This is a genomic window from Methylobacterium sp. PvR107 (genome assembly GCF_017833295.1).
Taxonomy (GTDB): domain Bacteria; phylum Pseudomonadota; class Alphaproteobacteria; order Rhizobiales; family Beijerinckiaceae; genus Methylobacterium.
In genome coordinates, this window is sequence record NZ_JAFIBW010000001.1 from 5,655,968 (window position 1) to 5,673,534 (window position 17,567).

Annotated in this window: 16 protein-coding genes and 1 pseudogene; 7 read left to right on the forward strand and 10 right to left on the reverse strand. The window is 66.8% G+C overall.

The annotated features are described in order from the left end of the window. Nucleotide 1: 1 nt before the first annotated feature. Nucleotides 2-523, reverse strand: coding sequence for a FecR domain-containing protein (locus JOE48_RS26790; RefSeq protein ID WP_210034344.1), 522 nt, complete (start codon nt 521-523; stop codon nt 2-4). A gap of 22 nt (nt 524-545) precedes the next feature. After that, the gene (locus JOE48_RS26795; protein ID WP_210034345.1) at nt 546-1,226 is read right to left on the reverse strand and encodes a Crp/Fnr family transcriptional regulator; all 681 of its coding nucleotides are present in this window, start codon (nt 1,224-1,226) and stop codon (nt 546-548) included. Nucleotides 1,227-1,876: 650 nt separating this feature from the next. On the opposite strand from JOE48_RS26795, the gene JOE48_RS26800 reads away from it, so the two are divergent. From JOE48_RS26800 to JOE48_RS30570, 3 genes are all read left to right on the forward strand, one after another. After that, the gene (locus JOE48_RS26800; RefSeq protein WP_210036080.1) at nt 1,877-3,490 is read left to right on the forward strand and encodes a GMC family oxidoreductase; all 1,614 of its coding nucleotides are present in this window, start codon (nt 1,877-1,879) and stop codon (nt 3,488-3,490) included. A gap of 106 nt (nt 3,491-3,596) precedes the next feature. Beyond that, nucleotides 3,597-4,469: a class I SAM-dependent methyltransferase gene (locus JOE48_RS26805; protein WP_210034350.1), complete on the forward strand. Its 873-nt coding sequence runs from the start codon at nt 3,597-3,599 to the stop codon at nt 4,467-4,469. 856 nt (nt 4,470-5,325) lie between these two features. After that, nucleotides 5,326-5,826, forward strand: coding sequence for a hypothetical protein (locus tag JOE48_RS30570; protein WP_245252975.1), 501 nt, complete (start codon nt 5,326-5,328; stop codon nt 5,824-5,826). A gap of 349 nt (nt 5,827-6,175) precedes the next feature. On the opposite strand, the gene JOE48_RS26815 is transcribed toward JOE48_RS30570, so the two are convergent. Next, the gene (locus JOE48_RS26815) at nt 6,176-6,355 is read right to left on the reverse strand and encodes a hypothetical protein (RefSeq protein WP_210034351.1); all 180 of its coding nucleotides are present in this window, start codon (nt 6,353-6,355) and stop codon (nt 6,176-6,178) included. Then, nucleotides 6,352-6,609 carry an amino acid transporter gene (locus tag JOE48_RS26820; RefSeq protein WP_210034353.1) on the reverse strand — a complete coding sequence of 86 codons (258 nt, stop codon included), beginning with the start codon at nt 6,607-6,609 and terminating at the stop codon, nt 6,352-6,354. The genes JOE48_RS26815 and JOE48_RS26820 overlap by 4 nt, the downstream gene beginning before the upstream one ends. Nucleotides 6,610-7,231: 622 nt before the next feature. Between JOE48_RS26820 and istA the strand changes: the two are divergent. Both istA and istB read left to right on the forward strand, forming a co-directional pair. Beyond that, nucleotides 7,232-8,770: pseudogene (gene istA / locus JOE48_RS26825) on the forward strand (IS21 family transposase). An 11-nt stretch (nt 8,771-8,781) separates the two neighbouring features. Further along, nucleotides 8,782-9,525, forward strand: a complete 744-nt coding sequence (gene istB, locus JOE48_RS26830) for an IS21-like element helper ATPase IstB (RefSeq protein ID WP_210034359.1) — start codon at nt 8,782-8,784, stop codon at nt 9,523-9,525. Nucleotides 9,526-9,875: 350 nt separating this feature from the next. Here the strand turns inward: istB and JOE48_RS26835 are convergent, their stop codons facing one another. The 5 genes from JOE48_RS26835 to JOE48_RS26855 all read right to left on the reverse strand — a co-directional run bounded on the left by JOE48_RS26835 (nt 9,876) and on the right by JOE48_RS26855 (nt 13,912). Beyond that, complete coding sequence (locus tag JOE48_RS26835; protein ID WP_210034360.1) at nt 9,876-10,766, reverse strand: ImmA/IrrE family metallo-endopeptidase; 891 nt, start codon at nt 10,764-10,766, stop codon at nt 9,876-9,878. A 770-nt stretch (nt 10,767-11,536) separates the two neighbouring features. Beyond that, nucleotides 11,537-11,983, reverse strand: a complete 447-nt coding sequence (locus JOE48_RS26840; protein ID WP_210034361.1) for a hypothetical protein — start codon at nt 11,981-11,983, stop codon at nt 11,537-11,539. Nucleotides 11,984-12,268: 285 nt separating this feature from the next. Next, a complete protein-coding gene (locus JOE48_RS26845) occupies nt 12,269-12,859 on the reverse strand; it encodes a hemerythrin domain-containing protein (protein WP_210034367.1) in 591 nt (196 codons plus the stop codon). 112 nt (nt 12,860-12,971) lie between these two features. Continuing rightward, nucleotides 12,972-13,685, reverse strand: coding sequence for a hypothetical protein (locus tag JOE48_RS26850; protein WP_210034368.1), 714 nt, complete (start codon nt 13,683-13,685; stop codon nt 12,972-12,974). A gap of 44 nt (nt 13,686-13,729) precedes the next feature. Further along, the gene (locus JOE48_RS26855) at nt 13,730-13,912 is read right to left on the reverse strand and encodes a DUF3606 domain-containing protein (protein WP_003600567.1); all 183 of its coding nucleotides are present in this window, start codon (nt 13,910-13,912) and stop codon (nt 13,730-13,732) included. Nucleotides 13,913-14,251: 339 nt separating this feature from the next. Here JOE48_RS26855 and JOE48_RS26860 point away from each other — a divergent pair, with 339 nt between their 5' ends. Then, nucleotides 14,252-15,100, forward strand: a complete 849-nt coding sequence (locus JOE48_RS26860) for a metal-dependent phosphohydrolase (protein WP_210036082.1) — start codon at nt 14,252-14,254, stop codon at nt 15,098-15,100. A gap of 512 nt (nt 15,101-15,612) precedes the next feature. On the opposite strand, the gene JOE48_RS26865 is transcribed toward JOE48_RS26860, so the two are convergent. Then, nucleotides 15,613-16,812 (reverse strand): MFS transporter, encoded by a 1,200-nt coding sequence (locus JOE48_RS26865; protein ID WP_210034369.1) that lies wholly within the window; start codon nt 16,810-16,812, stop codon nt 15,613-15,615. A 109-nt stretch (nt 16,813-16,921) separates the two neighbouring features. Here JOE48_RS26865 and JOE48_RS26870 point away from each other — a divergent pair, with 109 nt between their 5' ends. Next, nucleotides 16,922-17,500 carry a TetR/AcrR family transcriptional regulator gene (locus JOE48_RS26870; protein ID WP_210036084.1) on the forward strand — a complete coding sequence of 193 codons (579 nt, stop codon included), beginning with the start codon at nt 16,922-16,924 and terminating at the stop codon, nt 17,498-17,500. Nucleotides 17,501-17,567 lie beyond the last annotated feature (67 nt).

Genomic DNA, 17,567 nt, shown 5'->3' on the forward strand with positions numbered 1-17,567 from the left:
CTCACCGCCCGAAGCGCTCGAGCAGGCTTCTGACGCGCTCCTGCGGCCACCGTCGCACGTCCAGGGGGGCCTGATCCTCACCGACATCGACGCCTTCACCCGGGCCGAGCGTGACGGACACGGCCGGGGTGCTCCGGCGCGCGACGGCGACGCGGCCTCGAGCCACGAAAACTGCCGTCTTGGCGGTAGTCACATCGACGGCGTAGATCGTGCCGCGCACGGAGGCAATCGCGTGGGGGGTGAGGATCTGGAAGCCGCCCCGGCGCGTGTTCGAGCGCGGCGGCAGGGTCACGAGTACGGCGCTGCCGCCGATCTCCGCTCCCTCGAGCTGCCCGTCGCCGTCCCGATCCACCGGCCGTAACGTGGCCGCTCGCTCGGCTTCGAGCGTGAGACCGTCGGTGCATCGCAGGATCCGCAGAGGCGGGTCGAAGCGGGTCGTTTCCGTGCAGCGCGTCTGGGCATGGACGGAGACCGGGACGACGACGGCCGCGCATGCGGTCACGACGCGCGCGAGATTCCTCATGTGGTGGATCCCTTCTGCCGCCTCAGATCCGTGAGGGCGCGCCGAGGGCCGCCAGACGCGGCGCGACCTTCACACGCACGCGTGAGCGCCCAAGATCGATGATGCCGGATCGACGCCAATCCTGAAGGACGCGATTGACGCTTTCCCGCGCCGCGCCAACGTAAGCGGCGAGCTCTTGCTGTGTCACCTGGATTTCGGCGCCGTAATCCTCGGACAGCATAACCAGACGCCGCGCCAGCCGGGCATCGAGGGGAAGGAGCGTAGCCTCCTCCATGCGCTCGCTCATCCAGCGCAACCGTCGGCACAGGAAGCCGATGATCCGCGCCGCCAGGGTCGCGTCGTGCGCCAGGAGTTCGAGGAAGTCCCGCCGGTCGATGACGAAGAGATCCGTCGCCTCGAGCGCGATGGCCTCTGCGGTGCGGGCATGGCCATCGAGCAGGGCGATCTCGCCGAAGACATCGCCCGGGCCGAGGAGGTTGAGCGTCACGGACCGGCCGTCCTCGGTGCCGGTGGCGATGCGGATCTGCCCGCGACGGATCGCGTAGAGGGCATCGCCTGGATCCCCCTTCTGGAAGAGGATCTCGTGACGCGCAACGCTGCGCATCCGGCAAAGGCCGGCGATGGCTTGAAGAGCGTCTTGGCCCAGCTCGGCGAAGAACGCGTTGGCGGCCAGGAGCCCGACAAGCCTGTTCGGCGCGCTCACGACATCCTCTCTCGACTGCGCCGACCCAGGCTCGTGTGCGCTCCGCAGAGTTCTCCGCGGCGCAGCCTGGTGTCAGCATGATGCCGCACCGTGTCGCCTCTGACCGGTGGGCGGGTCCGTGACAAAACTCACAGCCCGGCTGGCCACGCCGTCCCACGAGGACCGGCTATCGGCTATCGGCCAGCGATCGGCGTATGGCCGCCACCGCCGCTCGGGGAGACGCGATGCGAGCCGCCCGCCGAACCTCCGGACGGGCCTGCTATGTCGGAGCTTTCCACAGCCGGGATGCGGCTGTGACCGAGGGATCGGTTCGCCCCGAGGCTTTGCAGAAGGCCGGACCAAGACGCATCTCCGTCCGCAAGATCGACGACAATGGCGTGGGGGTGAACCGAGCCTATCACGAGAAGCGCGGCATGCAGGTCCGCGAAGATCTCCGTAACGCATTCGGGAGCCGAAGCGAACAGGCCCTCGTGAACTTCATCCCGCGCTTCCAATGTGACGTCGATCACAGTCGCGGAGGTCGAAGGCATGGAACATCCACCCGAATTCCTGCGGCTCAGGATCATTTTCGCGGGACCCGCCGTGTTGGCGGGACAAATCGTACCGCTCCTCAGCAACGGCAGCGCAGCAGTAGAAGGATGTTGCCTATCATGAGCCAGTCTCGTCGCGAGGACCGCGATTCATCCCGGCGCGCGCAGGAGAACCAGCAGCGCCTGGTCGCCGACCTGCGCTCGCAATACGATGTCATCATTTGCGGCGCCGGATCCTCGGGCTCGGTCGTGGCGCGGCGCCTCGCGGAAAATCCCGACCTGCGCGTGCTGCTGATCGAAGCCGGAGGCAGCGACGATGCCGAGACGGTGCTCGACCCTGCACAATGGCCGGCCAACTTGGGCAGCGAGCGGGATTGGGGATTTCAGGCGCAGCCGAACCCGCACCTGAACGGTCGTGCCCTGTCGATGTCGATGGGCAAAGGTCTCGGGGGCGGCTCCAGCATCAACGTGATGGTCTGGGCGCGCGGGCATCGCAGTGACTGGGATTACTTCGCTGCGGAGGCGGGCGATGCCGAGTGGAGTTACGACAGCGTCCTCCAGATCTATCGTCGAATCGAGAACTGGCAGGGTTCACCGGATCCGCGGTATCGCGGCGAGTCCGGGCCGGTCTGGGTCCAGCCCGCCTCGGATCCCAGCCCCATCGCATACGCGATTCTCGATGCGGCCCGCGAGGTCGGCATCCCGACCTTCGCGCATCCGAATGGCCAGATGATGGATGGGCCGGGCGGCGCCTCGATTTCGGACATGCTGGTTCGCGACGGCCGGCGCCAATCGCTTTACCGGGCCTATGTCCACCCTTGGCTCGACCGCCCCAACCTGACGGTCCTCACCGACACGACCGTGCGGCGCGTCCTGATCGAGCAGCAGCGCGCGGTCGGCGTCGAAGTGGTCCGCGCCGGGCAGGTCCTGGAGATCAGAGCCCGGGCCGAGGTGGTGCTGTCCCTGGGCGCCATCCAGACGCCCAAGGTTCTGATGCATTCCGGCATCGGGGACCATGCGGAGCTGACGCGCTTCGGCATCCCGGTGGTGCAGCACCTGCCGGGCGGCGGCCAGAACTTTCAGGACCATGTCTCGTTCGGATGCATCTGGGAGTATGCCGAACCCATCGCCCCCCGTAACAGCGGCAGCGAGGCGACCCTGTATTGGACGAGCCGCCCCGGGCTCGATGCGCCGGACGTGCTCTTCTGCCAGGTCGAATTTCCCGTGCCGAGCGATCGGACCGCGGCGCGCGGTGTGCCGGCGCAGGGCTGGACGATGTTCGCCGGTCTGGCGCGCCCGGCGAGCCGCGGCCGGCTTCGGCTGACGAGTACCGATCCCAGAGTGCCGTTGGCGATCGAGGCCAACATGATGTCCGATCCCGCGGATCTGACGACGGCCGTCGCCTGCGTGGATCTGTGCCGCGCGCTGGGCAACGCCCAGGCGTTTCGGCCGCATGTCCGCGGAGAGGCCATGCCGGGCGACATCAGGGGAGACGCACTCGAAGACTTCATCCGTGATGCCGCCGTGACCTACTGGCACCAGAGCTGCACGGCCAAGATGGGCCGCGATGCCATGTCGGTGGTCGATGCATCGCTGAACGTCTACGGGATCGACGCTCTGCGCATCGCGGATGCTTCGATCATGCCGCGTGTGACGGCGGGAAACACGCAGGCGCCCTGCGCCATCATCGGAGAGCGGGCGGCACAGATGATCGCTCAGGCGCACGGCCTGTGATCACCCTGCGGGTCGCGGCCCGGCCGGGTTCCGAGGCTGCCGGATCCGGCTCTTCTGCTTCGGGCGCCACGCCGCGTCGTGGTGAAGATCATTCTGGCGGTCGCCGATGACTTTCCAAGACGTTCAACACACGCTGCGGCAGATGGGCGATGCGGCAAGAGGCCTTGCCGCGATCGGTGCAGCCCTACGCCTGCGGCAGGAGGCGCCGGACATTCATCCCGAGGTCGCGCGCCGGTTGCACGACGTGGTCGCCGCCGTGGTGCCGGGCGGCCTCGATGACCTTGATCAGGCGCAGGTCTCCGCGTCCCTGGCCTCCGTCACGCACGCGCTGCAGGAGGCGCGGGATTTGTTGGAGTGTCCCGAGCGACCGCCCGTCTGGCAGGTCCGCGATCCTGCGATGTTGCAGGCTCAGGGCCAAGCCTCGCGGGTCGTCGTACGGCGCTTGGCGGCCCTGGCGGCCGACCGCCCGGCGCTCGCGGCCGCGCTCACCGGGCGCTTCCTGGATGTCGGAACGGGTGTGGGCGGCATTGCTCTCGAAGCCGCAGCGCAGTGGCCCTCGCTGCGTGTCGTGGGCCTGGACATCTGGGAGCCGGCCCTCGAACTGGCCCGTGCGAACGTGGCGGCAAGCCCATTCCGCCGCCGTATTGATCTCCGCCTGCAGGATGTGACCCAGTTCGATGATCCAGCCGGCTACGCGCTGACGTGGCTTCCGGCGCCCTTCCTCTCCCAGGACGCGGCTCGGACAGCGCTCGACCGGCTGACGGTTGCCCTCGAGCCGAAGGGATACCTTGTTGTCGGTCTCTACGCTCCGCCTCCGGATCCGGTCGGCGCCGCGCTTGCAGCCCTGCGGCTGGCCCGAAGCGGCGGCCACCTATGGTCGTGTGCTGCGATGGAGGCTGAACTTCGCGCCCGTAGATTTACCGCCATCGAGACTTCTGCGGGACAGCCGGTCACGCTCGTGATGGGACGACGCGTGTAGAGGCTTTCCGTCGAGGCGGCGGCCTGCCGCGACGCGGCGCATCAAGCCGGCCAGTACGGCCGGGTCCAAAGGCAGCGCGATCAGGACCGACGATCGGGCGGCTCGAGAGCCGCTGCCGCGTCGCGCTATCGAATGACTTCCGAAGCCGCGATCCGGTTGATGGGGCGCACCCTGAGGCCGCTGCCTGAACCGCTTCGAGTGTCCGCTCCCGTGCAGTTGGCCCCCGAAGCGGACCGGCGGGTCTCGGCCAGACTGCGTCGCGCCGGATCCCAATCGCGTGCAAGACCGGACGTTCGGGTCGGCGCCCATCCCGGTCATTCCGAAGGCCCTGGTGACGGCCCGTAAGCGGACGCTACGGGCTGCGATCGGCCAGTCGCATGCGGCTCGGCTCGTTGAAGTGGCCGCCCAGCACACGGTCGGAACGCTTACGGGGAGCACCTCCACCGCTGAGCCGTTCTCCCTCTTGTGCCTCTCAGAGCGCGGGAGGAGAGCTAACCGTGGCAGACAACGGATCAGGGCCGACGGGCGACTCATCCGGTGCGTCGAGGAGTAGACCGGGCGGCAGCCATGCGGGCGGTTCATCCGGCGGCGGTGCCGGCGTCGCGGATCCGGCCCAAGGAGAGACGCTGCGGCCCGTCACCAGCGAGGCCTCAGACACTTGGGACAACGCCTCCGAGTACGGGTCCTCCGTCGCACCATCTCCGCGAGATCGCTTCGCCGGAATCGGCCCAGGCATCCGGCAGGCTGAGGGTGTTCATCAAGGGATCGATGAACGGTCTGGGCGGCTCAACCGTTGCGGGAACAGCCACGGTGGACGGCGCCCGGCCGCCATCATGGCCAAGGGATCCGCGTGACCATGAGCCGACAACCCTCGCTCCGTGCCTGCATCCTGATCGCTCTGACCGACGAGCCGATCGGAACGCTGCAGCTTGCGGCGCGGACTGGCATCACGGCGCGGCGGCGTGGCGAGCTCGTCAAACTGGCCTGCGATGTCCTGGAGGGTGAAGGCTTGGTCGAGCGCGTTGGTGGCCGGCATCATCCGAAGTGGCGCCGGCCGACCCGCTCCACCGCCGAGATGTATACGAAGACGACCTGTTCGCCGCCCTCGGGCTGGGTGGCGCCGGGCCTCGACGAGCGCTTAGCGCGGGAATTGGTCCAGGGCCTCGTACAGTCAGCCACCGCCCGAGGGGCTGATCCTGGCGGGCGTCTGCGGGAGTTCCGCACGCTGCAGCAAGCCGCAATCGCAATGTCGCAGGACCCAGCCGTAGCCGAAACTGCCGAGCGGCTCATCCGTGCGATCGACCTCGCCCTGCAGGATTCGGCCGCCATGAAGTCACGGGCCGCTCGGCGGGTATAGGCGCCCCCGCGCCAAGCTCTCGTCCGAGGGGCTGGGCAGATGGCGGCGCGCGGCGACCCCGAAATCGCTATCGGGTTTCATCGCCCGCTTTACGGCTTCCATGGCGCTCTCGGGGGCCTTGGCCCCGCCGCGGTGCGGGGGGCGGAGCGCTCGGCTTCTGTCCTCGCTTCATCCTCGACTCCCCTGGTCCAAGCCGCTCCCCTCGATCAGCCCGGTCCAAAGCCAGCCGGTCAGGTCACGGCTGTCGCATGCCTGAGCAGGTCGAACGGGACGCGCATTAAACTTACCGAGTTCGCAAAGTTGGGAGAGATCAATTTTACGGCTACGGCTCAATAGGCAAATAGATAAACTACTCTCCGGCCGCTTTCCGCTCAGCTTGATACTTGACCCACATCGCACGATCAATTTCGGCGCGCTTGAGGCGATCAGCCTCTTTCTCGTGCGTCAACCACAGGACAACGCCGACCATCGTTGCCAGGACGAGCGGGCCGAGAAAAAGAACAATCATCTGTGCGAGCGTCAGGCTCACGCGCGCAAGGCTCCGAGCAGGTGTCTTGCTACCAGATGTAGTATACCTGCCAGGAGACGCCAACCAACCAGGAGAGCGCTGGCTGTCAGCGCGCTGGCGGTGCCCGAGAAGATCGCCACTGACGGAGAGATGCCGCCGACAGCCACGGAGGCGACTGCGACGCCGTTGACCCACATCGCCGTCAGCTTCGCCCGCTCATTGCGGATCAGCTTGGCGTCGTCGGGGCTGAGTGGCGGGATTTCGGTATCGGCCATGACACGGGGTAGCTCGGAGCAACCGAGGGGTTGAACAGAGGCTCGATCCGTGATGCCATTTAGAACAAAACAGGAACAAAATCCAGGGTCGATCTCGCCTTACCGCCGGTTTTGGCGCCACCATCTCCAATATACGAGAGCTCGGCTTTCGGCGGTCATCGGCAGCAACAGGGGGCAGATGATGTGCGTGCGCCGCTCCTTGGATAAGGTTGGCGGAGGCCTCTAAGCGCTTGATTTGCGCTGAGGTGACCGCAACTAGGCCAATCCCAGCTTCCCATGCGCCTCGGCGGGCGTCATCTGCCGAATGGCTTCTTCGGAAAAGCCAAGCTCACGAAGCGCCGCCCGCTGACGGTTCGTGATCATCAAGGAAACGACAGGAGACGCTGCAGGCGCGGTGCCCGTAGCGTTCAGGTCGGCGTCCTCGGCGTGGGCGAGACGGCCAAGGTGCGGATTCCGACGGAAGCCGGCCACTCATTCCGAGGCGAAGCCGGCCAGCGTTCCGATTTGATGTCGGCCACCATTCCGAGATGAAGCCGGCCAACCGGTAGCCGATATCGGCGACGGATCATCCCCGCGGGTCAGCAACCGCGGCATCCCTGTCCTCGACCACGAGGAGAGCGGGATGCCGGCCAGGAGAGAGCTGACCATGCGACAGATCAAACAGATGCTGCGTCTCGCCCGCGACGGGGCGAGTTCGCGAGAGATCGGGCGAACGCTGGGCATCGCCCGCTCGACCGTGCAGGACAACCTCGCCCGAGCGAGCGCCGCCGGCCTGACCTGGCCGCTCGACCCGGAAGTCACCGACGCAGTGCTGGAGTAGCGCCTGTTCGCCCGGGCCGGGGTGAAGCAGGGCATGCGTCGGCTGCCTGAGCCGGACTGGCCCTCGCTGGTACGAGAGATGCGCCGGCCCGGGGTCAATCTCACGGTGCTCTGGGAGGAGTACCGCGAGGCCCATCCGGAGGGTTACGGCTACTCCCGGTTCTGCGACCTCTATCGGGAGTTCGAGCACCGTCTCACCCCGGTGATGCGCCAGCACCATGACGCCGGCGACAAGGTCTTCGTCGACTACTCCGGCAAGAAGGTCGGGATCGTCGATCCCGCCACCGGTATCGTGCGCGAGGCCGAGATCTTCGTGGCGGTGCTGGGCGCGTCGAGCCTGACCTACGCCGAGGCGACCTGGACCCAGACGCTGCCCGACTGGATCGGCGCGCATGTCCGTCTGTTCCGCTTCCTCGGCGGCGTCCCCCGTCTCGTCGTGCCCGACAACCTCAAGAGCGGGGTGCACAAGGCCTCGTTCTACGATCCCGAGATCAACCGCTCCTACGGGATGATGGCCGAGCATTACGGCATCGGCGTCCTGCCGGCCCGGCCCCGCAAGCCGCGCGACAAGGCCAAGGTCGAGGCCGGCGTGCGCTTCGCCCAGAGCTACATCCTGGGACGGCTGCGCCGGCAGACGTTCTTCTCATTGGCCGAGTGCAACGCCGCCATCGTCGCGATGGTGGAGCGCATCAACGCCCACCTCATGCGCCGGCTCGGAACCACGCGCCGCGCCCTGTTCGAGGCGATCGAACGCGCGGCGCTGCGTCCCCTACCGGAGGAGGATTACACCTTCGCCGAGTGGCGGCTGGCCCGGGTCAACCTCGACTACCACGTCGAGGCGGGCGGCTTCCTGTACTCGGTGCCCCACGCCCTGATCCGCGAGCAGGTCGACGTCCGCCTGACAGTGCGCACCGTCGAAGTGTTCCATCGTGGTCAGCGCGTCGCCGCCCACGAACGCCGCTACACCGGACGGCGGCACGGCACCGATCCCGACCACATGCCCAGCGCCCATCGCCGCTACGCCGAGTGGAGCCCCGAGCGCTTCCGGCGCTGGGCACGCGGCATTGGGACGGAGACGGAGGGGCTGGTCATCGCCATCCTGCACGACCGGCCCCATCCCGAGCAGGGCTTCCGGACCTGTCTGGGCATCCTGCGCCTCTACCGGGGGCTCGATCCCGGCCGGGCGGAGGCCGCCTCGGCCCGAGCCGTGGCGCTCGGCGCACTCACCTACAAAAGCATCGCCTCGATCCTGGCCAACGGCCTCGACCGCGCGACGCCGCCTGCCGAGGCCGTCCCGGTGATGCTCCATCCCAACCTGCGCGGCCCGCGCTACTTCCACTGAGGGAGACGCCGATGCTCACCCACCCCACGCTCGATCTCCTGCACGAACTCGGCCTGAGCGGCATGGCCTCGGGCTTCAAGGCGCTCGACGCCAACCCGGAGGCCCGCGCCCTCGGCCACGCCGAGTGGCTCGGATTGCTTCTGGACCATGAGGCCACGGCCCGGCGGCAGAAGCGCTTCGAGGCCCGCGCCCGCGCCGCGCGGCTGCGCCATCCCGCCAGCATCGAGGACGTCGACTACCGCAGCCATCGTGGCCTGGACCGGGCATTGTTCCTCAAACTCGCCACCGGCGACTGGATCCGGGCCCGGCGCAACCTCGTGATCACCGGCCCCTGCGGCGTGGGCAAGAGCTGGCTCGCCTGCGCGCTCGGGCACAGGGCCTGCCGAGACGACCTCTCGGTCCTGTACTATCGAGTTCCGCGCCTGTTTGCGGCTCTGAGCCTCGCGCGTGGCGATGGCCGCTACGGCCGGCTGCTGCGCCAGATCGCGAAGGCGAACCTGCTGATCCTCGACGATTGGGGCCCTGAGCCGCTCCTGCCCGAACAGGCGCGCGATCTCCTGGAGATTGTCGAGGACCGCTACGACGCCGGCTCGACCCTGATCACCAGCCAGGTCCCAGTGGATCGCTGGTACGAGATCATCGGCATCCCCACGCTCGCCGATGCCGTCCTCGACCGGCTGCTGCACAACGCGCACCGCATCGAACTCGCCGGCGAGAGCCTGCGCAAACGCAAGGCGGCCGAGCCAACCGCTTGACCTGTTGAACCGACCTCGTGATCTTCACCCCCAGACCCGCGGGAGTGCCCCGTCGCTGGCCGGCTTCAGATCGGACCGGTGGCCGGCTTCGCCTCGGAATGACGGCCGGCTTCAAATCGGAATCCCCGGCCGGCTTCGTCGGAATACGCAGCCAAGGAACGCATCCTCTGCCGCAGCCTGATTGAGGAGCAGCCGAAGGTCGTCGTCAGTCCCCGCCATTCACGATCCTCATTGCGCCTTCTGCCGACCCGAGGCGTGCGCCGGATCAGCAACGGGACGGCGGTACGGCCCGCTCTGACGAAGCAGCAGGCTATAGCCGTCACGGCTGTTCCGTGGGAGCCGGATCCTGCCTACCGTCGCCCCGAGTGGAAGCGGTGACGCCAGCCCTCATCGAGCCTGCGTTCCTCCGCGGTCTCTTCCGGCGCAGCTTCCAGCCGCAGCAGGATCATCGCAAAGCCGTTCTGCTGAAGGTACACCTGCTCGTAGAGGTCCGGCGCGCGGAGGTCGCGCTTCACATCGATCCAGAGATCGGGACTGCACGCGGCGATGTCGCTCGCCCTGCTCGGCCGATGTTGAGTGCTGTGATAGAGCGAGCCTGTCGGAACCGGGCCGCCGACCGCGCAGATGATATCCGGAAAGGCGAGGCTGCGGTAGCACCGCTGCACCCGGCCGTTGCCCGCCACGACGATGGCGATCCGCTCGGGATGGTAGTGCACGTAGGCCCGAGCCGCCGCCTCCTTGCCGACCCCGAAGTCGCGCGCGAGCATGAGAACGTGCTCCAGATCGGGCTCGCGAAAGCCCGCCATGGCTCCTCGCAGCAGGTGCGGAGGCATCAGCAAGAGGGTGGCGAAGCGGTTGGCCTCGACCTCCCTGCGCTGCCGCTGATCGCCCGCCTTCGCGGTGACGCGGAGCAGGTCGGAGCTCTTGCACAGGAACCGGCCGGGCTGATCCGGGACGTGGTGCGCCATCAGGAAATGGCCGAGTTCGTGCGCGATGGTGAAGCGGCGACGCGGTTCGCCCCCGCGCTTGGCGAGGATGGTGCCTTCGGACCGCTTCGCGTCGGTCACCAGGCCGCCCTCGAACTCGCCGGTCTCGAGGTCCTCGATCCGGAGGATGCCGAGGCGGGTGCACAGCTCCTGGATCGGCACGGGCACCGGAAGTTCCGGCTCGGCCTGTAGGATGCGTGTGACGAGCGCCTCCGGCGAGCCCGCGTCCGCAAGGTCCATCCTGCTGATCGGCATCGGCGCAGCCTCTCTCGTCCTTGAGCCGCCCGATTAGGCCGCCCCGTACCGCAGTGCCAGCCGGTCTTCTCGATCAAGCGTTTCAGCCAGGCTGGCAGGCTTCGCGACCGCGTTCCTGTTGCGGATCGTTCCCGTCTCCGCTGCGGGTAGGCGAAGCCTCAAGGTTGAGCAAGGCGATCTCTTCCTCAGCGAGCCGAGCGCTTGCGAGCGCCCCGTCGCGCCCTTGCTCCCGACACGGCACCCGGTCGCGTCGCAACGGTCGCCAGTGCGCCGCTCATGGACGCCTTTATCAAGCCGGCGTCATCAAGATGGGTTTTACAGGTTGATCGAAGATCTGGGCCGCTCTGTGAGGCTGCCACGTAGCGGACTGGATTGGTGACGGCGCCGCACGCAATCCTCTGGCTCAGGCGCTCGGGCTCGGGACCGTCGGCCGCCCGCACCTCGCGGCTCGTGTGGCATCGATCTGCTGACCGGTCACGTCGGCAACGCCCTCGACGAGCGGAATGAGATGCCGCTACACGCGGTGCTCACCGGTGCGCTCCAGCACACTCGCGACGCTGTCGAGGACTTGCGACGCTGCCGAGGACCTGCGTCGCCGCTTTCGTGTCCCGGTCCTGAGGCTCACCATGGGTCTACCGTCGGTGGCCGCGATGCATCGCGGCGGGCGGGGCACGACACGGCTTCGCAGCCAGACTTCCTGAGGCTGAGCCTCAAGGGAAACAGCGTGGGTTCGCGTTGATCATGCCGAAGGCCGACCTGTCGGAGGGGCTCTATGGCTTACCCGCGGCCTTCTTCGACGGCTCGGCGGGTTTGATGCTGCCTGTCTCAGATACGCGATCACGAGCTTGATCGAAGCGCTTCTTCGAAGCGGTAAGCTCGCGCTGTGAACCGGCAAGCTGCCCCTTCGCTGCGTCACGGGCCGCAAGGGCTTGGCCGAGTTCCGCGCGGGCAGAGGCGAGTTTGCCTTGCCACTCACGAAGGAGGTCGCTGTTGGCCTGCTCCAACTCTTTCTGGCGGCCCACGAACCCGTCCCGCTCCGTTTGAAGAAGGCTGACCTGAGTCGTGAGATCGCGGTTGGCCGAAGCTTTATTCGCATAGGCCCCCCAACCCGCGAGGGCGTAAACCCCCAGGATCAGGGGCAGCAGCTGAGCACGCGTTGGCTTCCATGCAAAGAGCATCTGAAGTTTCCAGCGCAGCAGTTCGAGCAGGCGAGGCATGGACCGGTTGTCTCCCATCTCAATTGGGCGGACCCCCTTGGTCCGAACGGCTCGTCGATCAGACCCGGAATGATGCCCGCGCAGAGTTAATGCTTGTTTACGGCGAGCAACACTGAGCGGCTTCGGATGTATCGTGAGTTGCAGAGGCCGGCAGGCTGCCGATTTGCGTCCGGTCCGTCGCGCCGCTGCGCACACATCGCGCTCGCAGCATCGATGCAGCCCTTCGCCGGTGCTACCCAGCGTGTCTGCGCTGGGTAAAATGAGCGGCGATGCGGTGGCGCAATCTCAACGCGTGGACGTGGCGAGATGCTTCCGCCCTTTGGCCGAGGCCGAACGCCCAGCAAGGTAGCCGATACCGGCCGCAGCAGCGCAGACGGCGCAGGCCCGTGCAATTCTGGCCAGCGTCGGTTTGTCGGATCTGCGACCGTGCCGTACCTTCAGGGTTTGCATCTTCGCACGAACGAAGGCGTGTGCGGCGGCATCAACTTGGTCCGAAGAGAGAAGCTCCCGAGCCGCCGGGATCAGCTCCTGAGTGTAACGGCGGAGGTGCTGACCGATCAGAGCGCCGTCGAGGACCATGCCCTTCTGCGAGACCATGCCGCCCCGCCGCGATCTCGCGAGTGCATCGAGTTGGCCGATGAACTGCGCGTGCTCATGGTGCAGATCCTCGGCGAGCTGGCGCGTCCGATCCAGGTGGCGCAGCGGCGCATAGAGACTGGCCTCCAATGCCTCGGCATGAGCGGCGAGCTCATCAATCAATCCGCCCAGCACCTCCTCACGGTCGTGGATCGCCGAACCACCGAAAGTGTACCGACTCTCTGCGATCAGGTGCCCGAGGTAGGCGTGATCGTGGGCGATGAGCTGCCAAACGTTCATGCGCCGGATCACCTCTGCGGCTGGCCCTGGCCAACCCGGAGAAGGCCGGCTCGTTCCTGGCCGGCCATCCGTTGATCCGGCCTTGCGGTAGCCTCTGCGGTCTGCGGCCCGACTAGGCGAGGATGTTGACGGCGCGTGCGGCGACAAGGGCCACAGTGAGCAGAGAGATCAATGCCTCGGCCATCATCAGCAACTTCGCGCGCGGCGTCAGAGGCAGCGTGTCGGTGGGCGAGAAGGCGGTGGCGTTGGTGAAGGCCAGAAACAGGTAGTCCACGAAACCCGGCACGAACGGGTCCGCCGCATCCTGATGCGGAAGCGTCATTTGTGGAAACAGAAAATCTGGATCGCGCGCTCTCGGATGGCCGCGCAACGCGGCACCGCCGCGATCTGTCGTCCAGAACCACAGGGCGAAGATCACGACATTGGTGCCCCAGATGTTGAGGGCATCGACCAGCAGGGTCGGGCCGCCGGCTGCCTTGCCGTTCAGGAGGGCGTGAACCAGGGCTGCGAGGGCCGCGGTGTTGGCCACGGTGACCAGGGCAGTCATGAAGAGGGCCATCCTGCGGATCAGGCGATGATGGCGGTGGACCTCGGCCCAGTGCGCGTCTGTCGTGGCACGCCGCGCCCGACCCTGGTTCCAGGCCGTGGCGGCTGAAAGCGGCACCAGCAGCGCGAGTTCGAGCGTCGGGGCGAGCCAGCGGGGTCCGAGCGAGAAATCGTTCACAACGAGCCACTGAAGGCCAGCCACGCAGGCGATGGCGCTCCGGGCCAACCAGAAGTCCAGGGTACTGGTCCGAACACGATCAGGGTGCGGCGGCCTCACCATCAACGACGTCCCCTGACGAGCTGTGCCTCTGGGGCGGTCGCGCCCTAACGCTTCTTGCCCAGTTCGGCCGCGATGTCCTTGGTCATGCGACCGACCTTCCGATGCGCGGCCGTCAGCTGGTCCTGCGTGACGCCCCACCGCTTCATCCAGAACTCGACAGCCTTGCGTTCCGACAGATCGAGCCGGTCCTTGTCGATGAAGCCACGCTTGTCCTTGAGGCCGGCCATGGGGATCCTCCTGGGTTGGTGATTGCGGTCTGGGAAGGACCTCGCAACCGATCTGACGGTGAGGCGCGCAAAGGGAGGCGAGGAGCCGGAACGTCAGCCTTGCCTGACCGGTGCTTCGGCATCCGGCCGAGGCGGCCAAACCGGTGCTCCAAGATAGGGGCTGGGCTGGAGAATCAGCGCCGCTACATCGGCTGTGCGATCATACGAGCCTACTTGGACCTTGATGCCTCGAGGCTCGGGGGGCGAGTCCCCGATATGGGCTGCCGCGCACTTGATGTCATGATGCCGGCCGACACGACAGCCAAAATCGGCGTCTGCTCGATGTGCGGGATACCAGTCATGTTCGATGTGACGAAGATGTTGGCCGACGCGCTTGGCGAGCACCTCGCGCTCACCTATCAGCGCACCTTCGGCAGCCGCGAGCCCCGTTTTGCCGAGGTGATCGAGGCGTCCGCACGTCTGACCATCGAGCGCATCGTCGGCAGCGATGCGCTCTACCATGACGGCGACCACACCGCCCTCGTCACGCTCGTCGCTCAGGACATCCTCCGCGGTCGGTTCCTCGACAAGGGCATCACCCCGGAGGATTGGCTGCACATGATCCTGGCGGCCCTGTACCACGACATCGGCTACGTGCGCGGCGTCTGCTCGGGCGACCGGGCGAACGCCTTCGTCATCGACACCCAGGGCACCACCATCACTCTGCCGCGCGGTGCCTCGGATGCGGCGCTGGCGCCCTACCACATCGAGCGCTCGAAGCTGGCGGTGCAGGAGCGCTTCGGCACGAATGACCTCGTCGACGCGCAGCGGGTGATGCGCGCCATCGAGTTGACCCGTTTCCCCGTGCCCGCGGACGACGAGCACCGCGAGACCGGGACCGAGGCGGGCCTGATGCGTGCGGCCGACCTGATCGGGCAGCTCGGCGATCCGCTCTACCCCCGTAAATTGAACGCGCTGTTCCACGAATTTGCCGAGGTCGGCCTCGCCAACGAACTTGGCTATGCCAACCCGGCGGACCTCGCGGAGCAATACCCGGCGTTCTTCTGGGGCAAGATCGAGCCGGTCATCGGGGACGCGATTCGCTGTCTCGATTTAACGGTTGAGGGCCGGAGCTGGGTTGCAAACCTCTATAGTCATGTGTTCGCCATCGAGCATGACCGCCGCCGCATGGGACCTCACCCAGGCTGAGCCGCAACAGTGGCTCTCGGCGACATCAGCAGCGGTGATAGCGAGCTGCAGGCCAGCGTGCGCGAGGCCACAGGGTCCGTTTACGTCCAGTACGAGCCGTTGCGGGCGGTGGGGCGCAACGTGGGCCGGCTACCTGGCCCGTGCCAATTTTCATTGTTGTAGCAGTCACTTAAGCCAACCAAATGGCTGAGATGGAGCATTCGCCCTGCAATCTGCCTTTCCGATCCGGGGGGCGGGTGCGTCTAACTCTGGACCGGCCAGGTGACCGCCCGACACGTTGGGCATCAGGTGTGGTCGTGCTCCGCGTCCGCGACGAGGGTGATCGCCGTGGGGTCGTCCTGCATGACACGGACGATGCGGCAGCCGGGCACAGGAAAGAGCGGGGTCATGCCCCGATCTGCGCGGCAGGCTCGACCGCGCCAAGACCTCAGACGTCACACGCCTCGATCCACTCAACGCGGCGATGGACCACCCCGTGGCCGATCAACGGCGGATGCTTTCACCACGACCGCTCAACCGGCTGCGGCGGGCCTGGACAATATCGACCAACGGACGAAGAGCCCGACAGCACCGGTGGCGATGATCGTCGTCGCATATATGTCGGCCGTTGCGGCGTAGCCGATCTCCCGCACGAGGTATCCAGCCAAAAGCGCAGGAAGACTGAGGGCCAGGTAGCTCTGCAGATAATATGCAGCGAGGAGTTCGGCCCGCTCGACCGGCTGCGCGAGCGGTATGACCATTCCCAGGGCTCCCAGAAAGCCGGTGCCGAAGCCGGCTCCGCCCAGGAGTGTCCCTCCGATCAGTACCGGCACGCTTCCTCCATGCATACCTGCAAGCACGATCGCGAGTCCGGTCATCATGGCGAACGTGCCAACCGTGAGATTGGCGTTGGCGGCCCGCGTCCGCCGCGCCGCGATGGCTGAGGCGCCGGACAGCATGAGGGCCGTCACCATCGCCCCCCCGATCAAGGGCGTCCGCGTCCCAGTCGCCACCGCGACGAGAGAGGGTACGAGGGACAGGTAGAAGCCGCCGAGCATCCACATCGCCACGTTGCTCGGCGTGACGGCGACCAGGGTTCTCCTGACCTGCGGTGGCACGACGACTCGAGGCCAAAGCGACTGGAGAGCTCCGCTGCGGCGCGCGCCTGTCTCGGCCGTCAGCCAGAGCAGGACCGCCTGGACCGCGAACATCGTTCCAAGGATCGCGTAGACGAGATGCAACGGGTGCGGAGCATATTGCACGAGGATGCTCGTGCCGAGTGCGCCCACGGCCATGCCCAGGAGGGGAGCAAGCGAGTTGACGAGTTGCCCACGTGCACGATCGACATCAACGAGAGCCGCCCCGAGCGAACTCGCGGCAATGCCGGTCGCGATGCCCTGTACGGTCCGCGCCGCGAGGAGGTGTCCGGCTCCGTCCGACACCACGAAAAGTAGCATCGCTGCGAGTTCTAACAGGATGGCGCCGAAGATCACGGGACGTCGGCCGAGGTGGTCCGAAAGAGACCCGGCGACGAGAAGGGCCACCAAGAGGGCCAGCGCATAGACTGCGAATACGGCGGTCGTGACGATCGGAGAAAGGGCGTAGGTCTCCTGATAGAACCGATACAGCGGCGTGGGGGCGGACGAGGCCGCGAGGAACGTGCCCAGTACGAGCGCATGGAAGGGCAGCGCATAGCCCTTCGCGACACGGGCTTCCGCGTAGGGATCAGCCATAGCCATGCCCGCCTCTTAACGCTAAATCGTTGCATTAGGCATGTACGGCACGATCCCTACAAAAGCAAATCGTTTGCGTTTGTGGCGTGGATTCACGGCAGGGTTTGCGATGAACGCGAGGCAAGGCCCTCGACCCGGCGGGCGGAGCGCCAGAGTCCAGGCATCGGTGCAGGCGGCCGTGCGCGGACTCCTGGCGGAGATGGACCGGTCGGAGATCACCGTGCCGCTCATCGCTACGGCTGCAGGAGTGACACCGTCCACCATCTATCGACGCTGGGGCACCCTCGGAGAGCTTTTTGCCGACGTGGCGGTCGAGCGGCTTCGGCCGGATTCCGATCCGATCGACACGGGGAACGGTTGGACCGACCTTGAGGCATGGGCGGAGCAGTACGCGGACGAGATGTCGTCGGCTCCCGGGCGCGAACTCATCCGGGACGTCCTGGCGGCAGCGGACACCAACTGCGCACAGCGATGTTGCTCCTTCTCGCGCGAGCAGATCGCGATCATCGCCGAACGGGCGGCTGTCCGTGGCGAGACTTTCCCGGACCTGGAAGCCGTCTTGGATGGCGTCGTTTCGCCGATTGTCTACCGGATCCTCTTCGGCGAGGCTCCGAGCCGAGAGCGGATCCGCGACCTCGTAGGCCGCACGATGGCAGTTGCAGGATCGCACCGCGGCGAACGCCGTTGAACTTCACTCAGCAAATGGACAGAGCGCGTCCGATGTCCGCTTCGGGTAAGTCGCTCGGCATCCCGAA